The organism is Rhodococcus sp. IEGM 1305, from assembly GCF_030058635.1.
Taxonomy (GTDB): Bacteria; Actinomycetota; Actinomycetes; order Mycobacteriales; family Mycobacteriaceae; genus Rhodococcus_F; species Rhodococcus_F opacus_D.
In genome coordinates, this window is the sequence record NZ_JASHKX010000008.1 from 22,330 (window position 1) to 38,147 (window position 15,818).

The 15,818-nt window shown below is 66.3% G+C and carries 22 protein-coding genes; 7 read left to right on the top strand and 15 right to left on the bottom strand.

Annotated elements, in window-relative coordinates; translation table 11 throughout:
• Positions 1–17 precede the first annotated feature (17 nt).
• The 3 genes from QM693_RS15085 to QM693_RS15095 all read left to right on the top strand — a co-directional run bounded on the left by QM693_RS15085 (position 18) and on the right by QM693_RS15095 (position 2,076).
• Positions 18–728 (top strand): SDR family NAD(P)-dependent oxidoreductase, encoded by a 711-nt coding sequence (locus tag QM693_RS15085; protein ID WP_280784490.1) that lies wholly within the window; start codon positions 18–20, stop codon positions 726–728.
• Positions 725–1,783, top strand: a complete 1,059-nt coding sequence (locus tag QM693_RS15090; protein ID WP_283332524.1) for an S-adenosylmethionine:tRNA ribosyltransferase-isomerase — start codon at positions 725–727, stop codon at positions 1,781–1,783. Before QM693_RS15085 ends, QM693_RS15090 begins: the two co-directional genes overlap by 4 nt.
• Positions 1,784–1,881: 98 nt before the next feature.
• Positions 1,882–2,076 carry a CsbD family protein gene (locus tag QM693_RS15095; RefSeq protein ID WP_280784488.1) on the top strand — a complete coding sequence of 65 codons (195 nt, stop codon included), beginning with the start codon at positions 1,882–1,884 and terminating at the stop codon, positions 2,074–2,076.
• Positions 2,077–2,097: 21 nt separating this feature from the next.
• On the opposite strand, the gene QM693_RS15100 is transcribed toward QM693_RS15095, so the two are convergent.
• The 11 genes from QM693_RS15100 to QM693_RS15150 all read right to left on the bottom strand — a co-directional run bounded on the left by QM693_RS15100 (position 2,098) and on the right by QM693_RS15150 (position 8,046).
• Entirely contained in the window at positions 2,098–2,430 is a 333-nt protein-coding gene (locus tag QM693_RS15100) for a gas vesicle protein K (protein WP_280784487.1), read from the bottom strand.
• Positions 2,423–2,632, bottom strand: coding sequence for a gas vesicle protein (locus QM693_RS15105; protein WP_283332522.1), 210 nt, complete (start codon positions 2,630–2,632; stop codon positions 2,423–2,425). The genes QM693_RS15100 and QM693_RS15105 overlap by 8 nt, the downstream gene beginning before the upstream one ends.
• A 4-nt stretch (positions 2,633–2,636) precedes the next feature.
• The gene (locus tag QM693_RS15110; protein WP_283352761.1) at positions 2,637–3,416 is read right to left on the bottom strand and encodes a GvpL/GvpF family gas vesicle protein; all 780 of its coding nucleotides are present in this window, start codon (positions 3,414–3,416) and stop codon (positions 2,637–2,639) included.
• Positions 3,403–3,810, bottom strand: coding sequence for a gas vesicle protein (locus tag QM693_RS15115; protein ID WP_283332520.1), 408 nt, complete (start codon positions 3,808–3,810; stop codon positions 3,403–3,405). Before QM693_RS15115 ends, QM693_RS15110 begins: the two co-directional genes overlap by 14 nt.
• Positions 3,807–4,097 (bottom strand): gas vesicle protein GvpO, encoded by a 291-nt coding sequence (locus QM693_RS15120; protein WP_280784484.1) that lies wholly within the window; start codon positions 4,095–4,097, stop codon positions 3,807–3,809. Before QM693_RS15120 ends, QM693_RS15115 begins: the two co-directional genes overlap by 4 nt.
• 6 nt (positions 4,098–4,103) lie before the next feature.
• The gene (locus QM693_RS15125) at positions 4,104–4,355 is read right to left on the bottom strand and encodes a gas vesicle protein GvpG (RefSeq protein WP_280784483.1); all 252 of its coding nucleotides are present in this window, start codon (positions 4,353–4,355) and stop codon (positions 4,104–4,106) included.
• 3 nt (positions 4,356–4,358) lie between these two features.
• On the bottom strand, positions 4,359–5,147 hold the full coding sequence (locus tag QM693_RS15130; protein ID WP_280784482.1) for a GvpL/GvpF family gas vesicle protein: 789 nt from the start codon (positions 5,145–5,147) through the stop codon (positions 4,359–4,361).
• Positions 5,147–5,560 (bottom strand): gas vesicle protein GvpJ, encoded by a 414-nt coding sequence (gene gvpJ, locus QM693_RS15135; RefSeq protein ID WP_005246459.1) that lies wholly within the window; start codon positions 5,558–5,560, stop codon positions 5,147–5,149. The genes QM693_RS15130 and gvpJ overlap by 1 nt, the downstream gene beginning before the upstream one ends.
• Positions 5,557–6,744 (bottom strand): SRPBCC family protein, encoded by a 1,188-nt coding sequence (locus tag QM693_RS15140; protein ID WP_283352762.1) that lies wholly within the window; start codon positions 6,742–6,744, stop codon positions 5,557–5,559. The genes gvpJ and QM693_RS15140 overlap by 4 nt, the downstream gene beginning before the upstream one ends.
• 5 nt (positions 6,745–6,749) lie before the next feature.
• On the bottom strand, positions 6,750–7,466 hold the full coding sequence (locus QM693_RS15145) for a hypothetical protein (RefSeq protein WP_283352763.1): 717 nt from the start codon (positions 7,464–7,466) through the stop codon (positions 6,750–6,752).
• 280 nt (positions 7,467–7,746) lie between these two features.
• Entirely contained in the window at positions 7,747–8,046 is a 300-nt protein-coding gene (locus tag QM693_RS15150; RefSeq protein ID WP_283352764.1) for a hypothetical protein, read from the bottom strand.
• A 1,032-nt stretch (positions 8,047–9,078) separates the two neighbouring features.
• Between QM693_RS15150 and QM693_RS15155 the strand changes: the two genes are divergently transcribed.
• The 3 genes from QM693_RS15155 (at position 9,079) to QM693_RS15165 (ending at position 11,983) form a co-directional block, all read left to right on the top strand.
• A complete protein-coding gene (locus QM693_RS15155; RefSeq protein ID WP_283352825.1) occupies positions 9,079–10,278 on the top strand; it encodes a serine hydrolase domain-containing protein in 1,200 nt (399 codons plus the stop codon).
• Between the two features lie 116 nt (positions 10,279–10,394).
• Positions 10,395–11,441 (top strand): sigma-70 family RNA polymerase sigma factor, encoded by a 1,047-nt coding sequence (locus QM693_RS15160; protein WP_349307501.1) that lies wholly within the window; start codon positions 10,395–10,397, stop codon positions 11,439–11,441.
• Positions 11,442–11,596: 155 nt separating this feature from the next.
• On the top strand, positions 11,597–11,983 hold the full coding sequence (locus QM693_RS15165) for a hypothetical protein (RefSeq protein ID WP_105421643.1): 387 nt from the start codon (positions 11,597–11,599) through the stop codon (positions 11,981–11,983).
• A gap of 11 nt (positions 11,984–11,994) precedes the next feature.
• Here the strand turns inward: QM693_RS15165 and QM693_RS15170 are convergent, their stop codons facing one another.
• Entirely contained in the window at positions 11,995–12,921 is a 927-nt protein-coding gene (locus tag QM693_RS15170; protein WP_283352766.1) for an LLM class F420-dependent oxidoreductase, read from the bottom strand.
• Between the two features lie 177 nt (positions 12,922–13,098).
• Here QM693_RS15170 and QM693_RS15175 point away from each other — a divergent pair, with 177 nt between their 5' ends.
• Complete coding sequence (locus QM693_RS15175; RefSeq protein WP_283332514.1) at positions 13,099–13,599, top strand: DoxX family protein; 501 nt, start codon at positions 13,099–13,101, stop codon at positions 13,597–13,599.
• Between the two features lie 8 nt (positions 13,600–13,607).
• On the opposite strand, the gene QM693_RS15180 is transcribed toward QM693_RS15175, so the two are convergent.
• From QM693_RS15180 to QM693_RS15190, 3 genes are all read right to left on the bottom strand, one after another.
• Positions 13,608–13,904 (bottom strand): hypothetical protein, encoded by a 297-nt coding sequence (locus QM693_RS15180; protein ID WP_283332513.1) that lies wholly within the window; start codon positions 13,902–13,904, stop codon positions 13,608–13,610.
• A gap of 42 nt (positions 13,905–13,946) precedes the next feature.
• The gene (locus QM693_RS15185; protein ID WP_283352767.1) at positions 13,947–14,264 is read right to left on the bottom strand and encodes a chorismate mutase; all 318 of its coding nucleotides are present in this window, start codon (positions 14,262–14,264) and stop codon (positions 13,947–13,949) included.
• Positions 14,265–14,380: 116 nt separating this feature from the next.
• Complete coding sequence (locus QM693_RS15190; protein WP_283352768.1) at positions 14,381–15,784, bottom strand: phenylacetate--CoA ligase family protein; 1,404 nt, start codon at positions 15,782–15,784, stop codon at positions 14,381–14,383.
• Positions 15,785–15,818: the final 34 nt, after the last annotated feature.

The window sequence follows — 15,818 nt, forward strand, 5'->3', positions numbered from 1 at the left end:
GAGGCAAGGAGTCTGCGATGAACGGCACCAGGACGGCGCTGATCACAGGAGGATCGGCAGGGCTGGGACGGGCGAGCGCGCTCGCGCTCGCGGAGCGCGGCTGGGAGGTGATCGTCACCGGGAGGCGGGTCGAACCGCTCGATCGGGTTGCCGCGCGGGCACACACCGTCACCGCGCTCCCCGGTGACGTGACCGATCCGGGGCACCGCGAGCGCATCGCCGTCGAGATCGCGGCGCGGGGGCGACTGGACCTGTTGCTCAACAACGCCAGCGCGCTCGGGCCCAGCCCGATGCCCTCCCTCGCCGAGTACCCGGAGGACGCATTGGCGCAGGTCTTCGCGACCGATGTGCTCGCCCCGCTCGCATTGATCGCCGCGCTGATCGAACATGTGCGGGACGCGGGCGGGACCGTGATCAACATTTCGTCGGATGCCGCGGTCGAGGCGTATGCGGGCTGGGGCGGTTACGGGGCGGCGAAGGCGGCGCTCGACCACGCGTCCGCGGTGCTGGCGGTGGAGGAACCCGGCCTGGCGGTCTATGCATTCGATCCCGGCGACATGCGCACGGAGATGCATCAGGCGGCGTTCCCCGGCGAGGACATCTCGGATCGGCCCGATCCGGAGACCGTGGTTCCTGCGCTGCTGAGTTTGCTCGACACGAGCCCACCCAGCGGCCGGTACCGTGCGGCGGACCTCGCGGTCGCAGCGAACCCGGGGGTGTCGTCGTGACGCGTGCACGGGCCACCTCCGCGGCCGAGTTCCGGTTCGTGCTGCCACAGCGATTGGAGGCGAGTGGTCCACCGGAGAGCCGGGGGTTGCTGCGCGACTCGGTGCGACTGCTGGTCTCCGACCGGGGCAGGTTGGAACACAGCAGATTCCACGACCTGCCACGCTTCCTCCGCCCGGGTGACGTGGTGGTGGTGAACGCGTCGTCGACATTGGCCGCGGCGGTGGACGGGACCGTCGACGCGGTCGGACCTGTGGTCGTGCACTTCTCCACCGCTCTCGAGGACGGGGACTGGGCGGTCGAGGTGCGAGCGCCGGGACCGGTCTCCGGCGCCCTCGACACGGTCGCGGCGGGAGCGCGGATCGTTCTGCCGCGCGGCGTCGTTGCGACGCTCGTGGAACCCTGGCCCCTCGGGTCGACCAGGTTGTGGCGGGCCTCGATCGACGGCATCGCGGACGTAGCCGCGGAACTGCTCGCCACCTCGGGTCGTCCGATCACCTACGCGTACGTCCACGAACGCTGGCCCCTGTCCTCGTACCAGACGATCTTCGGCCACACCGGTGGAAGCGCCGAGATGGCCAGCGCCGCCCGGCCGTTCACCCATCCGATGGTTACCGACCTGGTGACCTCGGGGGTGGTGGTGGCACCGATCCTGCTGCACACGGGGGTCTCCTCGCCGGAGCGAGGGGAACCGCCGATCCCGGAGCGGTTCGAGGTGCCGGAGCAGACGGCGCGGCTGGTCAACGACCGGCGTGCCGCCGGAGGCCGCGTCATCGCGGTCGGAACCACCGTGACCAGGGCGCTCGAGACCGAGGCCACTTCGGGCGGCATGGCGGTGGCGGGCGCCGGCTGGACGGGCCTGGTTCTGAGTGCGGAGAGGCCGACCCGGGTCGTGGACGGCCTGATCACGGGCTGGCACGCACCGGGGGCGTCGCATCTCATGCTGCTCGAATCGGTGGTGGGAGAGAAGGCCGTCCGTCGCGCCTACGACGAGGCGCTCGCACGTGGCTACCTGTGGCACGAGTTCGGAGACAGTGCGTTGTTGCTGCGACGGTGACGATGCAATCGCGGTTCTCGACAGCGGCGCTGTGTGCGAGTTGACTGAAGTTGGTGATCTCGGAGAACAGAAGCGATCGCGGAGGACAGGACGTCGTCATGAACATGGGAAAGAAGATCCGGCACAAGGTCGAAACCGCCGAAGGCGCCGCCAAGAAGGCTGTCGGCAGGGCTACGGGGAATGCCCACCTCGAGGCGGAGGGGAGCAAGGAACAGGCCAAGGGCAACACCAAGCAGATGGGAGACAAGTTCAAGGACGCGGGCAAGAAGATCAAGAACGCTTTCAAACATTGATCGAACCTCGGTGAGTCCGGACTATTCGTTCGACAGCAGCGGCCCCAGCGGTCCGAGATCGATGTTCAGATCCTCGGGCATGAGATCGAAATGCTCACGCAACTCTGCCATTCGCTCCTCGAGCAGCATGAGTGTCGTGCCGATGCGTTCGATCTGCTCGTCGCTGAGATCGCCGTGCTCGACTCGGCGTATCGCCTGCCGTTCCATCAATTGGCGCAGTAGTTCGACGATCGTCAGGACCAGGGTGACCAGGCCCTTCTCGACGGATTCGGGGTCGGCGTCGATTCGCTGCGGCAGAACCCGGCGACCGATGTCGGTCGGTGCATCCGAATCGACGGGGTCGGGTTCAGTCATCGGCGGGCTCCGGCCCGACCGGGTCGGGGACGAGTGCGCTGACCGATGCGATGAGTGTGCGCAGCGAGATCCGGACCATGTCGACGTCGGCGAGCGACAGGGTGATCTCACCGGTGATGACGACACCACCGCCGAGCACCCGATCGAGCAGATCGACGAGCGCGATGCGGCGAGTGTCGTCCCCGGGGACCATCTCGCTCATGTGCTCACCCGTCGATCCCGGCGAAGGAGTACGGCGGCCACGGTCCGGTCAGATCCAGTGTGATGCCCGGGCGTTCGGTGTCGAGTGCCGACACGAGCGCAGCGAAGTCGTCGACCCGTGCGTTGTCCACGAGGTAGGTGCCGTTGAAGATCATCCAGGCCCGTTTCCCGGTCAGCACCGGATCGGTGACTTGCCGTCGAACCCCGTCGACGGCATGGCCCCGGAGCGCGGAGTGAATCTCGTCCGCGTGGCCGGCCGCCCGGCGTTCGACGTCTTGCTGTGCGCTCAACTCCGCACGACGACGCAGGAGATACGCGGTCCCCTTGCCCGCAGTACCCGTCGCGGAAGGCTCCTCTTTCACGTTCTGCGCCAAAGCCTTCGCGTCTCCGTACGCTTTGACACCCCACTCGCTTCGTCCGGTCACCCGACGCAGCGTTGCGCCGAACTGCTCCTGTCGTTCGTCGAGGAGGAGGCGAACGCGATCGTCGTCGAGGTAGAGGGTCGCCAACCGCAATGGAACGGTGGGACCGTGGCGTAGCACGGCAGCCACCACCGCGTCGTGTGCTCTCGCGGTTGCCGCAAGCCAGTCGAGGTCCTCGAGGTTGCGCTGCAGCGGGTCCTGCCCGAATTCGCTCAGGCTCACTGTCCCCACCACCGCGACGAGACCCGCCGATGCCACCGCGCGGACCGGCTCGCCGGCCACGCCGGTGACCCCGGCGAGTTGTGCGTCGCCGATGCTGTCGGTGGTGATGCTGTAGAGCCAGACACCGTCATCCGCGGTCATCGTCTTGCTCCTGACGTTTCGCCTCCACCTCGACCGTTTCGGCGGCCTCGACGGCAGGGCGAACAGACCTGCCGGACTCGAGTTCGGCGATCCGCTCCCGCAGCTTCCGGTTCTCGAGTTCGACGTCGCTGTTCCTGCCGGTCAGCCAGGGGTCGTGCTCCCACCAATCGATGCCCACCTCCTTCGCGGTTTCCAGCGAGGCGATCACCAGTCGCACCTTGATGGTCAGCAGTTCGATGTCGAGCAGGTTGACCTGGATGTCTCCAGCGATCACGAGCCCCTTGTCGAGTACCCGCTCGAGGATCTCGCCGAGGTTCGTCGACTGGTGCCCACCGCCCATTCCGCCGCCCGAACTCTGCGGAAGGTTGCTCGCGCCGCCGCCGGCGATCGTCATGACTGCGCGCTCCCGCTGTCACCGACACCGCGGATGTAGCGGCGGGTTCTACGGTAGGACAACAGCTCTCCGTCCAGATCCAACACCACCTCGTACATCGCGAGCATGTCCGTCGACGACGGTATTCGCCGGTCCTCGACTACCTCCACCTCCACCGTCCAGCCGTCGTCGGTCGGCATGACCGATGTCGCACCCAGTGGTTTCTTGCCGGTCAACTGCGCAATGTCACGCGTCGCGATCTCGGCGATCTCGGGTGCCGGCAACGGTGGTGGCTCCTCTTCTGCCATCGCCCGTCACTCCTTTTCCGGACCGGTGGGATGTGCTGTTCCGGTCATTCGATCGAGGATGGCCTGCTGTGCCTGCTCTTCCTCCTCGGCGGAGATCTCGCCTGCCGCACGGGCGTCCTCCAGCTCCTCGAGAGCGCGGCGCGCACTCGCGGGATTGTGGACTTCCTCCTCGACCTGTCGCTGTATCAACTCGGCCAGCGAGATCACCCCGCGAACGGGGGCGAGTGGCAGGGTGGCGATGAACGACAGCAGACCCATCGGTCAGCCCTCCGGTTTCTGCGTCACCACGAAGTCGTAGGCGGCGAGCGGTCCGAGCAGGCGCATGTCGACTCGGCCGTCCCACTGCTCGGCCAGTTCTCCCACTGCCTTCTCGAGTTCTTCCTGCCGCGCGACTTCGACGAGGACGGCTACTTGCGCAGCCTCCTCCTCATGAGTCGGTTCCCGGACGTTGACCGAGTCGGACAGCGAGTCGAGTGCCTCGACCACCTTCCGGGTGTCTTCGTCGCGTTTGGCCTCGATGGCGTTGCCCACGATCTCGCCGAGGGCCATCCGGGCGTCGCGGGTGGTCTCCTCGGGCTGATCTCGGATCGTGCCGAGCAGCTTGCTCGCCTGTTCGTTCTCTTCGATTATTTCCCGGAGGATCGCCTCCTCGACGTATCGTCCCTTCACGACGTATTGTGCCCGGCCTTCGAGTTCCTCCAGCGCGGCGGCGAACTCCTCGGCGTGTGCCGCGAGTAACTCCTCCGCGACGGCGTCCTCATCGGTCATGACCGCCCCGAAACGAAGCGGGAGCACCGGTGCCACCCGAGACGTGCCGTCCAGCACGTGCGCATGGGTTCGGAGGTCCTCGGGCTTGCCGAGCGGTCTGTCCACTGAAATTTCGCTCACGAGCGCCGCGATGTCGCCGTGCTTGACGGTGCTGACCGGTCCGTCACACACGCCGACCGCGTCTTCTTCGGCTTCCACATCGGCAGGCACGATTCCGTACACGTAGACACCGCTGGTGCGCGGCTCGTCGGGTGCGTCGGTGCTCTGGTTTGACGTAGACATCACTTGTCCCCTCGAGTGGACTTGCGCGAAACCCGTTCGCGCTCAGGTTCTTCCTGCCCGCCGCCGAGGATGTCGCCGAGTTTCTCACCCGCGGACTCGAGTGCGCCCTTGGTCTTCGACTTGGCACCACCCTCGGTGACGTCCCCGACGAGATCCGTCAGGCCCTTCGGCTCGCCACTGCCGATTTCGAGCCGGTTCACGGCCTCCGCGAACCGCAGGTAGGTGTCGACACTGGCGACCACGACGCGTGCGTCGATCGTCAGCAGTTCGATGCCGACCAGCGAGACACGCACGTAGGCGTCGATGACGAGACCCTTGTCGAGGATGGTGTCGATGACGTCGGCGAGGCTACTCGAGCTGGGACCGCCGCTGACTCCGCCGCCACCTCCCCCCGCCGGTTGTATCGCCGTCATCGCCGTGCTCCTTGTCGCGAGCCCGCCGTCTTCGCGGCAGTCTTGCGCGGGCGACCTCGCCGTTTCGGGGCCTGATCCTCAGCGGCAGCCGCGGTCTTGCGCGGGCGACCTCGGCGTTTCGGCGGCGGGGGTGCTTCTGCTTCTTCCTCCTCGTCTGCTTCCTCGCCGGCGTCCTCATCCGTTTCCTCGGTCTCGCCTTCGTCGGTTTCCTCGGCCTCTTCGTCCTCGGCTTCTTCGTCCTCAGGCTCCTCGCCCTCGCCCTCGGCCTCGTCGCTTTCCTCGAGCTCTTCCGACTCCTCCGGCTGCGCCTCGTCCTCTTCGGGCTCGACTACCTCGCCGTCCCGGATCTCTCCACGCCAGCCCTCGACTTCGTCAGGATGGAGAATGGACTGTGTCATGACATGGCGTGCAAAGTGTTTCAATTCCAGCCGTGCTCGTCGTCCCTGTGCACGCCACAGGTTTCCCGTCTTCTCGAACAATCCCTTCGGGTGATACTCGAGGATCAGAACGATGCGCGTGAGATCGGGAGTCACCTCGTGGAACGTCACCGCCCCGTCGATGAAACCCTTGGCACCCTTCGAACGCCACACGATCCGCTCATCCGGGACCTGCTCGATGATCGACGCTTCCCAGGTCCGGTGCGACAAGAAGATCTGAGCCTTCCACTCGAGCTTCTCGTCCGCCTCCTGCTCCACCCGCTCGACCTTCTTCATGAAGGAGGGAAAGTCGGCGAATTGGGTCCACTGGTTATACGCCAGTTGGACCGGGACACCGACATCGATCGTTTCGACGATATTGGTCAACTTGAGCTTCTTGCCCTTACCGCTACCGCCACCGCCACCACCAGTGACCGCGTCCTTCACATCCGACGCCGTCTCCTTCACCTTGTCCGTCAACCCGGAGAACAGTGACTTGCCATCGCCCTTCTCGTCCCCGTCACCGTCACCGTCACCGTTGCCGTTGCCGTTGCCGTTGCCGGTGACCGCGGACAGCAGGCTTCCGCCGCCACCCTCGGCGTAGTCGGTGAGCCGTCCGGACGCACCCTGCACCTTGTCGGAGACCGACGAGAGCGCTTTTTCGGCCACCGTGCCGACCAGCTTCTGCATTGCTTCCTGGAGCACGCTGGACGATCCGTTGCCGTCACCCGGCGCAGTTTCTCGCAGTTTCTTCGCGGCGTTCGTCATCGTGCTCACCGTCCGCCGCGCCGGACGGGCGCAGAATTAGTCGTGGCTTTCGCCCGTGTCTTGCGGCCCCTGGTAGGGGCCTCTTCGTCATCCTCGTCGGACTTCGCGCTCCGCGATCTGCTGGTCGGCCGGGAGCTACCGTTGCTGGAAGTCCGTCGACGCGCGGCGGGCCGCTTGCGTGGGGCGGGTTCCTCGTCGGCGGTATCTTCGTCGGCAGCGTCTTCCTCGTCGGGCTCTTCGTACTCGTCTTCCTCATCGGCGTACTGTTCGTCCGGCTCTTCCTCGACTTCGGACTCGTCGTACTCCTCGTCCTCGGACCGGCCGCGTCGCTTGCGACCGAGTTTTCCGAGCCTGCTGAGCTTGCCTACGGAATTGCCGACACCACTCGCGGTGTCGTCCACGGTGTCGCCCACGTCGCCGACGACTTCTCCGCCGCTTGACAGGAGGCGGGTGTTGAGCGAATTGATGCGTTGGCTTGCGGCGGTGACCGCTGCGGCCTTCGCCGCGCTGACCAGCTCTTCGCGCACCGAGTCGCTGATCTTGGCGAACTCGGGGGAGCTCGCGAGCATCTTCGTACCGCGTTCCAGTAAATCGCGTGGCCCGCCGGGGAAGCGTCCGGTCGCACCCGCGGCCGCGAGCATCAGTGCCATCTTCATTCGGTGTGTACGGCCCAGCATGTATCCTGCGCCGACGGCCAATGCCACCTGACCTTTGGTTTTCATCGTCGAACCCCTTTACCGAGTAGTCGCCGGCGCACCGCTCGCCCACTTCGGCAATGTGTGGCAGAACCGTCCTCGGCAATGTCTCGCAAAACCCTGCGCGGTATGGGGCGCCGCTTGTCGACTACCCCAGCTGCGGGACACTCAACCACCACCAGAAAATCCGGTTCGGGCAGCTTTCCGCGGCCACGCATCCACGTCGACTGTCTCGAGATTGCGGATTGGCACCGAAAATCGAATGTGCCTCAGCAGCAACCCTGTTCACGGAGAAGGTTAGGGGAATTCACTCGGCGGCGGCGCGCACCGCCGCCACCAGCGCCGCGACAACGAGCACCAGCAGGAGGACCACGAGCAGTACCGGCGCGAGCAGGGCCCCGAGGACCAGGACGAGAACCAGGGCGACCTTGGCCTTGCCGCTCAACCCGGACACGAGCGCTTTGATCGCGGCCCACACAGGATTCTTGCCGGTCAGGGCGGCCCGAATGCCTGCAATTACGGCGTTGATCCCCGCGTCGCTCTGTGCGATCGTATCGACGAGCGTGTCCATCCATTCCCTGAACTTCTGCCGAATATTCTGCGTCACCGTGTCGCCGCGTTCTCGAATCGCGTCCATGAGCCGGTGAACGTGGTCTTTAAGCCATGCGATGACCGCCTCGACCGACCGCGACAACAGTCCGCGTTCGGTCTCCTGCGAGATCGGGTCAGGCCTGCGCTGACGAGTCGGCGTGGTGGACCGAGGGCGCGCCGTTACGTGGGACCCGGTGTCTCGGGGACGCTTCCGGGCCGTCGGCTTCGTGGCGTCGGGGCGGTCCGTTCGGGGTGCCGGTTTCCTTCTCCCGGGGGCGCTGTGGCGTGACGTGGAGGGTGATTTTTCGGCTGCCGGTCGCCTAGGGGGCAACGGTCGTCTTCGTGGCAGCCGCCCCGAGGCTGCGCCGGCGGGCGGCGTCGACTTCTTCGAAGTCTGATGTGATCGACCTGTCGCCGCCGTGGCGGTGGCCATCGGCTTGTCGTTGTCCGTGGTCTTGCTGTGAGAGGAAGTGCCTCCACGGTCAGGCCTGGCCGGTGTGCTCCGGCCGCTTGTCCTCACTCGTGCGCCCATACACCGCAATTACCCTCGCGACCATTCTTGAAACGGGAGCGGATTTAGTGGGCGCTGCAGGTGCGGCGGATCTCCGGCGCCGCGTTCGTCTGTGCGGGTTGTTGCGGGTGATGATGAGCGGTGTCTGAGGAGGTGAACCGGTGATCGGCTGTCAGTGCGGTGCCCGCATCCTGTCTCCTCGGGGCCCATCGTGAAGGTGGAGAAGTATGTTTCTTCCGCGGGAGATTGTTCCGGTGAAGTCGAAGGAGCGGGCGGGCATCGGGGTTAGGATGCACAAGGAGATCTGCCCAGCTGGTACCGCTCATCGGCGCGGTATCGGACTCTGCCGCAGAGGCGGTGATGCCGACGATGAGGAATTTTCCGGTGGGGAACGTGGCGAGCCGGACGGTCGGAGGGCGCCGGTGCCGCACACTGAATACCACCCGCGCCGCTGCGCTCGCGGTGGGCGTTGCCGTCGCGATCGCGGGCTGCTCGACCACTTCCGATCCGACGACCTCGCAGACGTCGAACGGTGCAGTGCCCGCCTCGACGACCGCCGCCGCACCAACGGGGTCGGCGCTGAAACCCATCGACCCGGCCGCATTCCAGGACGCTGTGAACGCGGCGGCCGAGGAGCTGCTCGTACCCGGCGCGGTGGTGCAGCTCCGCACCCCCCAGGGGAACGTCGACGCCGTGGTCGGTACGACCGAACTGGGCGCGCAGACGCCGCCCGACGAACACACCCATTTCCGGATCGCGTCGAACACCAAGACCATGACTGCGGCGCTGACCGTGCTCCTCGCCCAGGACGGGAAGCTCGAGTTCAGCGACCCGGTGTCCACCTACGTTTCGGATGTGCCCAACGGCGAGAACATCACCGTCGCAGAGCTGTTGACGATGCGCAGTGGGCTGTACAACTACACGAACTCGCCCGAGTTCGCGGCCACTCTGGATACCGACCCGGCGAAGGCCTGGACGCCGCAAGAGGTCTTGGATATCGCGTTCCGGCACCCGCCGGAATTCCCGCCGGGCACTTCCTACGAGTACAGCAATACGAATTACGCGTTGCTGGGTCTGATCGCCGAGAAGGCCGGCGCGCGCCCCTTGGCCGCGCAATTCCGGGATCGATTGTTCGGTCCCCTCGGGTTGCAGCAAACCTCGCTTCCCGCCGCCGACGATGCCGCGACCATCCCGGATCGCTATTCGCACGGCTACATGTACGGCGAATCGTCCTACGCGATGGTCGACGAGGAGTATCCCGCCGACATGCAGGCCGCCGCACGCGCGGGAACGCTCCAACCCCTCGATTACACCAACCAGAATTCCTCCTACGCCACCGCTGCCGGTGGCGCCATCTCCACGGCAGACGACCTGGCCACGTGGATCCGGGCCCTGGTGTCGGGCAATGTCCTGAATCCCGAGTACCAGCAGCAGTGGCTCCACAGCCTGCAACCCGAGGATCCGAGCGCACCCGACGGGCAGCAATACGGGTACGGCATCAGCTATCAGCGTTTCGGGCCGAACGCGTCGATGTATTACCACGGCGGTGAGCTGCCGGGTTTCAACTCGTTCATCGGTTACGACCCGGACAACGACGTCACGCTGGTGATCTGGACGAATCTGACCCTGTCACCCGAGGGCAAGACCACGGCGAACGCTATGCTCCCCACCGTTCTCGACGAGGTCTACGCCGGGATGTCGCTGGCGCCCACACCGGCTCCGACCACCACCAGGTGATGCGGTGCGCTGTGCCACGGTCCGATGCTCGAGATCGACCGCGGGGGCCCGTCTACCGCGGGCAGGTCTCGTCGGTCGCCGGTGCGGCCGCCGGCGGTCGGGCAGAATCGTCCCTTGTGACCGACATGTCCGCACGAACACCCGGCGCGGCAGACGCCGAGGATGCCGACCTGGCCAGGGCGCGCGACGGAGACGATGCCGCGTTCACCCGCCTCGTCGGACCGTTGCGCCGCGAACTGCACGCCCACTGCTACCGCATGCTCGGCTCCAGTCACGACGCCGACGACGCTCTGCAGGATGCCCTGCTGCGGGCGTGGCGGGGTTTTGCGCGGTTCGAAGGTCGGAGCACGCTGCGCTCCTGGCTGTATACCGTCGCGACGCGCACATGCCTGGACGCTGTCGAATCGCGCGGTAGGCGGGCGCTACCCGTCGACCTGGGTCCGTCCAGTGATCGTGCTGTCATCGGGGACGTCCCGCTCACGGACGTGGCGTGGCTGGGGCCCTACGCCGACGCGGGTCTGACCGCCGGTTCGGCGGGGCCGGCCGCACGCTACGAGCAACGCGAGGCTGTCGAATTGGCATTCGTTGCGGCACTGCAACATCTGCCGGGCAATCAGCGGGCGGCCCTGCTGCTCTTCGAAGTCTTGGGCTTCTCCGCCGCCGAGATCGCCGACACCATGGACACGTCGAGGGCGTCGGTCAACAGCGCGCTGCAGCGGGCACGGGCGATCATCGCCGAGAAGATTCCGCCGGTGACGCAGGCGCAAACTTTGCGAGAGATCGACGACACGCGTCTGCGTGCCATTGTCGCCGGGTACTCCACCGCATTGGAACGCGGTGACGCCGACGCCCTCGTTGCCCTGCTGACGGAGGATGTCACGTGGTCGATGCCGCCGATGGCGCACTGGTACCGCGGTCTCGACACGGTCACCGATTTCGCGGTCCGGGTCCCGCTCACGGGGTGCGGTTCGTGGCGTCACCTCCCGGTCTGTGCGAACGGTCAGCCCGCCGTCGCCTTCTACCTGTGGGACGAAGACGCCGGCACCCACCTGCGCTGGTCGATCACCGTGCTGACCCTGCGCGGCACCAAGATCGCGGACCTGACCTCGTTCCTCGGGCCGGAGCATTTCGACCCCTTCGGTTTGCCCGAATCGCTGCCCTGATTGGGGGCCGGATGCCATCGTGCGCCGTTCGTCGGCGCCCCTGCGGGCGGGCGATCGCCGAGGTAGTCTTCCGATGCCGCGGTTTCGCCACCGATGATGCAGCCGCAGGTTACAGTCGGAACCGGTTTTTCCTTCTTCAGCAGGGTGGGATCGCGATGAACTTGATCAAGAAATCGGCAGCGTCGGTCCTCGTCGCAGCGACGGTGACACTCGGGGCGGGTACGGCCCACGCCGACCCAGTCCTACCGAACACGGGAACGCCTGCACTGGCGATCCCCGGCAGGCACGAGGTCGACAAGCAGAAGGCGCTCGAGAACATGCTCAACGAGCTCGGCGTCGGCTGGGCCAACGGGGGAGCGGCCGGGACGGCGATCGGCGCGCTCATGGGTCTCGGCGTCGGATGTATCTCGATGTTCCCCGGCAGTCTCGCCGGTTGCATCATCGGCACACCGATCGGGGCGATCACCGGCGCGATCGTCGGTATCGGACAGGGCAACCCCCGGGCGCAGCAGGCCATCCAGGAATACATCAACACACCGTGAGTCGTTGTCCGTCAACTCTGTTCGCGGAGTTGACGGATCACGGGCGCCAACAGCTCCAGATACGGTTCGTGGACGGTGATGTACGAGAAACCGTAGCGCTCCCGATGGCGTCGGAGTTGCTCGGCCATCTCCTCCACGGTTCCCACGAGGACATACGGGGTGTCGAGGACGTCGTCGACCGTCATCGTCCCACCGAGCTGGTCCGCGATCTCATTGGCCGCGGCCCGGCGGTCGTCCGTCTCGACGACCATCTGGACCAGTAGATGCCACTCGATGTCTTCGGCTCTCGCTCCGGCGTGTGTCCGTACGAAGCGAATTCGTTCGGCGGTCTCGTCCGCGGTGGCGAGGCGGAAGGTGCCCGGCGGTCGGCCCGGGATCTGAAATGCCCCCGCGACGCCGACGATGTCTGCGTGGGCCGCTGCGATCCGCAGCACCCGGTCGCCGGTGCCGCCGATGATCAGCGGCGGGCCCGAGCCGCCGAATCCGCGCCGCTGCAACGGTCGTGGCAGGGCGCGGCCCTCGGGTAGTTCGTCGAGATCCCCGGTGAAGAAGGTGCGTAGGTCATCGACCATCTCGGACAACTGTGCGACCCGTCCGACGAGGGCTTTCCATTCGATACCCGCAGCGTCGAACTCCCACTTCATGTGTCCGGCACCGAGTCCGATGTCGAGCCTTCCGTCGGTGAGGACGTCCGTCGTCGCGATCTCGCGGGCGAGTAGGGCGGCATTCCAGAACGGTGCGTTGAGCACCAGCGTTCCGACACGTAAGCAGGTGGCGTCGGCGACGGCCACCATCAGCGGAAAGGGGGCCGGGGCGCCGAGATGGTCCGCGGCGAACACCGTGTCGTAGCCGGCGCTCTCGCCGAGTCGACATCGGTCGAGAAGGGCGTCGCGGGATTCGAAGCCGAAGATGTTGAACGAGAATCGGAAATCACGCATGGACTTCACGATGCACCCGAACTGGCTCGGCCGGTGACCGAATGCGGTGAGTGAATCCCGGGACCGCACGACGATGAATGTGATGCTCGCCACAATTAGGTCAGTTTTCCCACGTGACTGTGTCCCATACACGCGGTAGCGCAGAGATTAGGGCAGGCATGCCTTATCTTCTGCGATGTGACAACTAAGAGCATTTCACGCCTTCACGGCCCCAGCGTCGACTACGCCATCGCGGCTTTTCGTGTGGTTATCGGCTTCCTGTTCTTCTGCCACGGCACGTCGACCTTGTTCGCGTGGCCGACTGCACCTCATGGAGGGCACACCGCAGCGGTAGGCGCCTGGCCGAGTTGGTGGGGCGCAGTCATCCAACTCGTCTGTGGCGCCGCGTTGTTCCTCGGCCTGGGGACGCGCTTCGCCGCGTTCATTGCCTCGGGTTCGATGGCGTACGCCTACTTCTGGAGTCATCAGCCGGACGGCGTCCTCCCCATCCAGAACAACGGTGAGCTCTCCGCCATCTTCTGCTGGGCCCTGTTCCTGATGATCTTCCTCGGCGCCGGCGCTCTCTCGCTCGATCGCCTCATTGCTCGCGGTGGGCGCACGGCGCAGTCGGACAACGGCGACGACGGCACCGCCGGCGAACAAGGACCGACCACCGAATTGCGTGAGGTGAACGCCTGAACTGCTTCTCATGGGCCGGGGCGGTGACCGTCATCCCCGGAGGTGAGGTAGGCATCGACCGCGTGCTGGAGGCGGTCGAGGGGGGCACCGAACGCACTGAAGTCGCCCCGTCGCTGGGCGTCGCGGAGCTGTTCGAGTGCCGCCTTCAGCTCGACAGCCGCGGTCGCATCCGCCGTCGGCGGGTCCGGTGTGGTGATGCCGCCGACATCGGGTGGGGGCGCTTGCGGTGACGCGGCCGGATCCGGCGCACCCGGATTGCGCTGGACAGGCGAACAGTGCCCAGCGTCACGACGACTGCTGGGCACTGCTCTCGTGCTCGGTATCGACCGAGGTGAGAATGGGTGGGGCTACCGAGTTCGGTACGTCGACGAGAAGGGTGGCCTCGCCAGCCGGAGCAATTCCAGGGCCAGCAGCGAGCCGCGGGGGCCCAGCTCGTCCTGATAGCGGCGGATCACGTCCGTATCGCCGCCGAGCGCGACCATCGGCGCTCCGGACTCGACCCGGGTTCGGGCCGCGAGCTGCGCGAGAGCGAGACGGCGATTGACCGCGTCCAGAATCTCCGCGTCGAGGCGAGCGATCTCGGCGTGAACCCGATTCAGATCTGTGGCGGCAGGTAATGCGCCCGCAGCGTTTTCGGTGACCGCCCCGAAATCCGTATCCGTCATCGTTGCTCCTCGACTGGGTGATCGTGTATCACCATCGTCTGACCCGAGTGGCCGTGACGACAGACACCCTGGGGTGCAGATCGTCGACCCCTTGCCTTCCGCGAGGCATTTGCGGACTATCGCAGTGCGATGAACCGCTGCAGTTTTCCGCTCGTGAGATGACGCTGCAGATGGTCGACCACTTCGATCCGGACCTGCGGATCGGCCACACCTTGCCGGCGCAATGCCGCCGTGACAGCCGACGTCAGGGCGGCGACGTCGGGTTCGCCGACCGCGAAGATCTCCGCTCCGTCGACGGTCTGTCGGACCTGGTACTCGGAAATCCGCGGATCTGCACCGAGGACGTAGCGAAAAGTGCTTGCGGGCACGATCGTGGTTCCGTACCGTAAATCGTCGTCGCGCCGCCCACCGATGTCGGCGACGCGCGCGAACGCGCTTCCGCACGCGCACCTACCGGGCAGCAATGTGACCTGGTCTCCGAGGTCGTACCGGATGAAGGGAAACGTGCGGTTGGCCAGACCCGTCGCGAGGGTTCGCGCCGCAGGCACATCGGCTGCGACCGGAGCACCACTGTCATCGACACGCTCGAGCACAACCTCGTCCTCGCACACGTGCAGGCCCTCGCCGTATCCGCAACCCACGGCTTGAACGCCGATCTCGGTCGACCCCCAGAGGTTGTGGATCGGCACCGACCAGGCGTCGCGGATGGCTTGCCGGTCCTCCTCCAGCAGGGGTTCGGAGTTTGTGCTCACGCGCACAGGACTGATCTCCAGATCACCCGCCACCGCGGCTCGGGCAAGTCGCCCGATGACCGTCGCGTAGCCCACCAGATGCGTGGGCCGGGCAGCGGCCACCGCGGCGACGATCTCGTCGAACGGTGCGCCCGCCGGGATCACGACGGTCTCCATTCCCGGTGCGGTCGGCACATCGAACAGTGGTGTGCTCGCATGCGGGGGGACACCGGCCGCCAGCACCGCCAGCCGCGCGGGAGACCGCACCGACGACGCCCGCCGTTCCTCGCGCGCCTGTACCCGCCAGGCGAGGCACGCCGCCGAAACGTAGAACTGCCAATCCCAGACGTAGACGCCCCGGACACCACTGGACCCACCCGAGCTGAAGATCTGCTCGTCGCCCGACGTGTACGAAAACCATTGCTGCTCGGCCAGAATCCGTTCGGCACGTTCGCGATCGAGGTCGCGCACCGTGACGATCGCATCCCACTCGTCCTGAGCGTCCCGCTTCGTCATCATCGGCAGCGTTGCCAGGTCGGTGAGCGAGGCCGAGGACGGATCGAGATCACGAAGTCTCCGGGCGTGAAATGGTGACCGCTCGCGTGCGTGCGCGAGGAGGGCCCGCAGCCGGTCGGTTCGGTAGCGCTCGATCTGATCTCTCGACCAGTCCAGGCGTCCCAGGTGATCCTCGAGGGCGGCCTGGACCGCACTCACCTGGCCGGCGCGCACACGCGCGTATGCCGCGTGCTCCGCGTCGTCCGAAGCACCTCCGGGAACCGATCGGGACATGACGCCCTCCGCATCACAATGGTCCGGCGCAGCA

Bases quoted from the DNA above. Each gene is read 5' to 3' on its own strand.
- QM693_RS15085 (WP_280784490.1), top strand. From the start codon at position 18: ATGAACGGCACCAGGACGGCGCTGATCACAGGAGGATCGGCAGGGCTG.
- QM693_RS15095 (WP_280784488.1), top strand. From the start codon at position 1,882: ATGAACATGGGAAAGAAGATCCGGCACAAGGTCGAAACCGCCGAAGGC.
- QM693_RS15100 (WP_280784487.1), bottom strand. From the start codon at position 2,430: ATGACTGAACCCGACCCCGTCGATTCGGATGCACCGACCGACATCGGT.
- QM693_RS15105 (WP_283332522.1), bottom strand. From the start codon at position 2,632: ATGAGCGAGATGGTCCCCGGGGACGACACTCGCCGCATCGCGCTCGTC.
- QM693_RS15110 (WP_283352761.1), bottom strand. From the start codon at position 3,416: ATGACCGCGGATGACGGTGTCTGGCTCTACAGCATCACCACCGACAGC.
- QM693_RS15115 (WP_283332520.1), bottom strand. From the start codon at position 3,810: ATGACGATCGCCGGCGGCGGCGCGAGCAACCTTCCGCAGAGTTCGGGC.
- QM693_RS15120 (WP_280784484.1), bottom strand. From the start codon at position 4,097: ATGGCAGAAGAGGAGCCACCACCGTTGCCGGCACCCGAGATCGCCGAG.
- QM693_RS15125 (WP_280784483.1), bottom strand. From the start codon at position 4,355: ATGGGTCTGCTGTCGTTCATCGCCACCCTGCCACTCGCCCCCGTTCGC.
- QM693_RS15130 (WP_280784482.1), bottom strand. From the start codon at position 5,147: ATGTCTACGTCAAACCAGAGCACCGACGCACCCGACGAGCCGCGCACC.
- gvpJ (WP_005246459.1), bottom strand. From the start codon at position 5,560: ATGACGGCGATACAACCGGCGGGGGGAGGTGGCGGCGGAGTCAGCGGC.
- QM693_RS15140 (WP_283352762.1), bottom strand. From the start codon at position 6,744: ATGACGAACGCCGCGAAGAAACTGCGAGAAACTGCGCCGGGTGACGGC.
- QM693_RS15145 (WP_283352763.1), bottom strand. From the start codon at position 7,466: ATGAAAACCAAAGGTCAGGTGGCATTGGCCGTCGGCGCAGGATACATG.
- QM693_RS15165 (WP_105421643.1), top strand. From the start codon at position 11,597: ATGAACTTGATCAAGAAATCGGCAGCGTCGGTCCTCGTCGCAGCGACG.
- QM693_RS15170 (WP_283352766.1), bottom strand. From the start codon at position 12,921: ATGCGTGATTTCCGATTCTCGTTCAACATCTTCGGCTTCGAATCCCGC.
- QM693_RS15185 (WP_283352767.1), bottom strand. From the start codon at position 14,264: ATGACGGATACGGATTTCGGGGCGGTCACCGAAAACGCTGCGGGCGCA.
- QM693_RS15190 (WP_283352768.1), bottom strand. From the start codon at position 15,784: ATGTCCCGATCGGTTCCCGGAGGTGCTTCGGACGACGCGGAGCACGCG.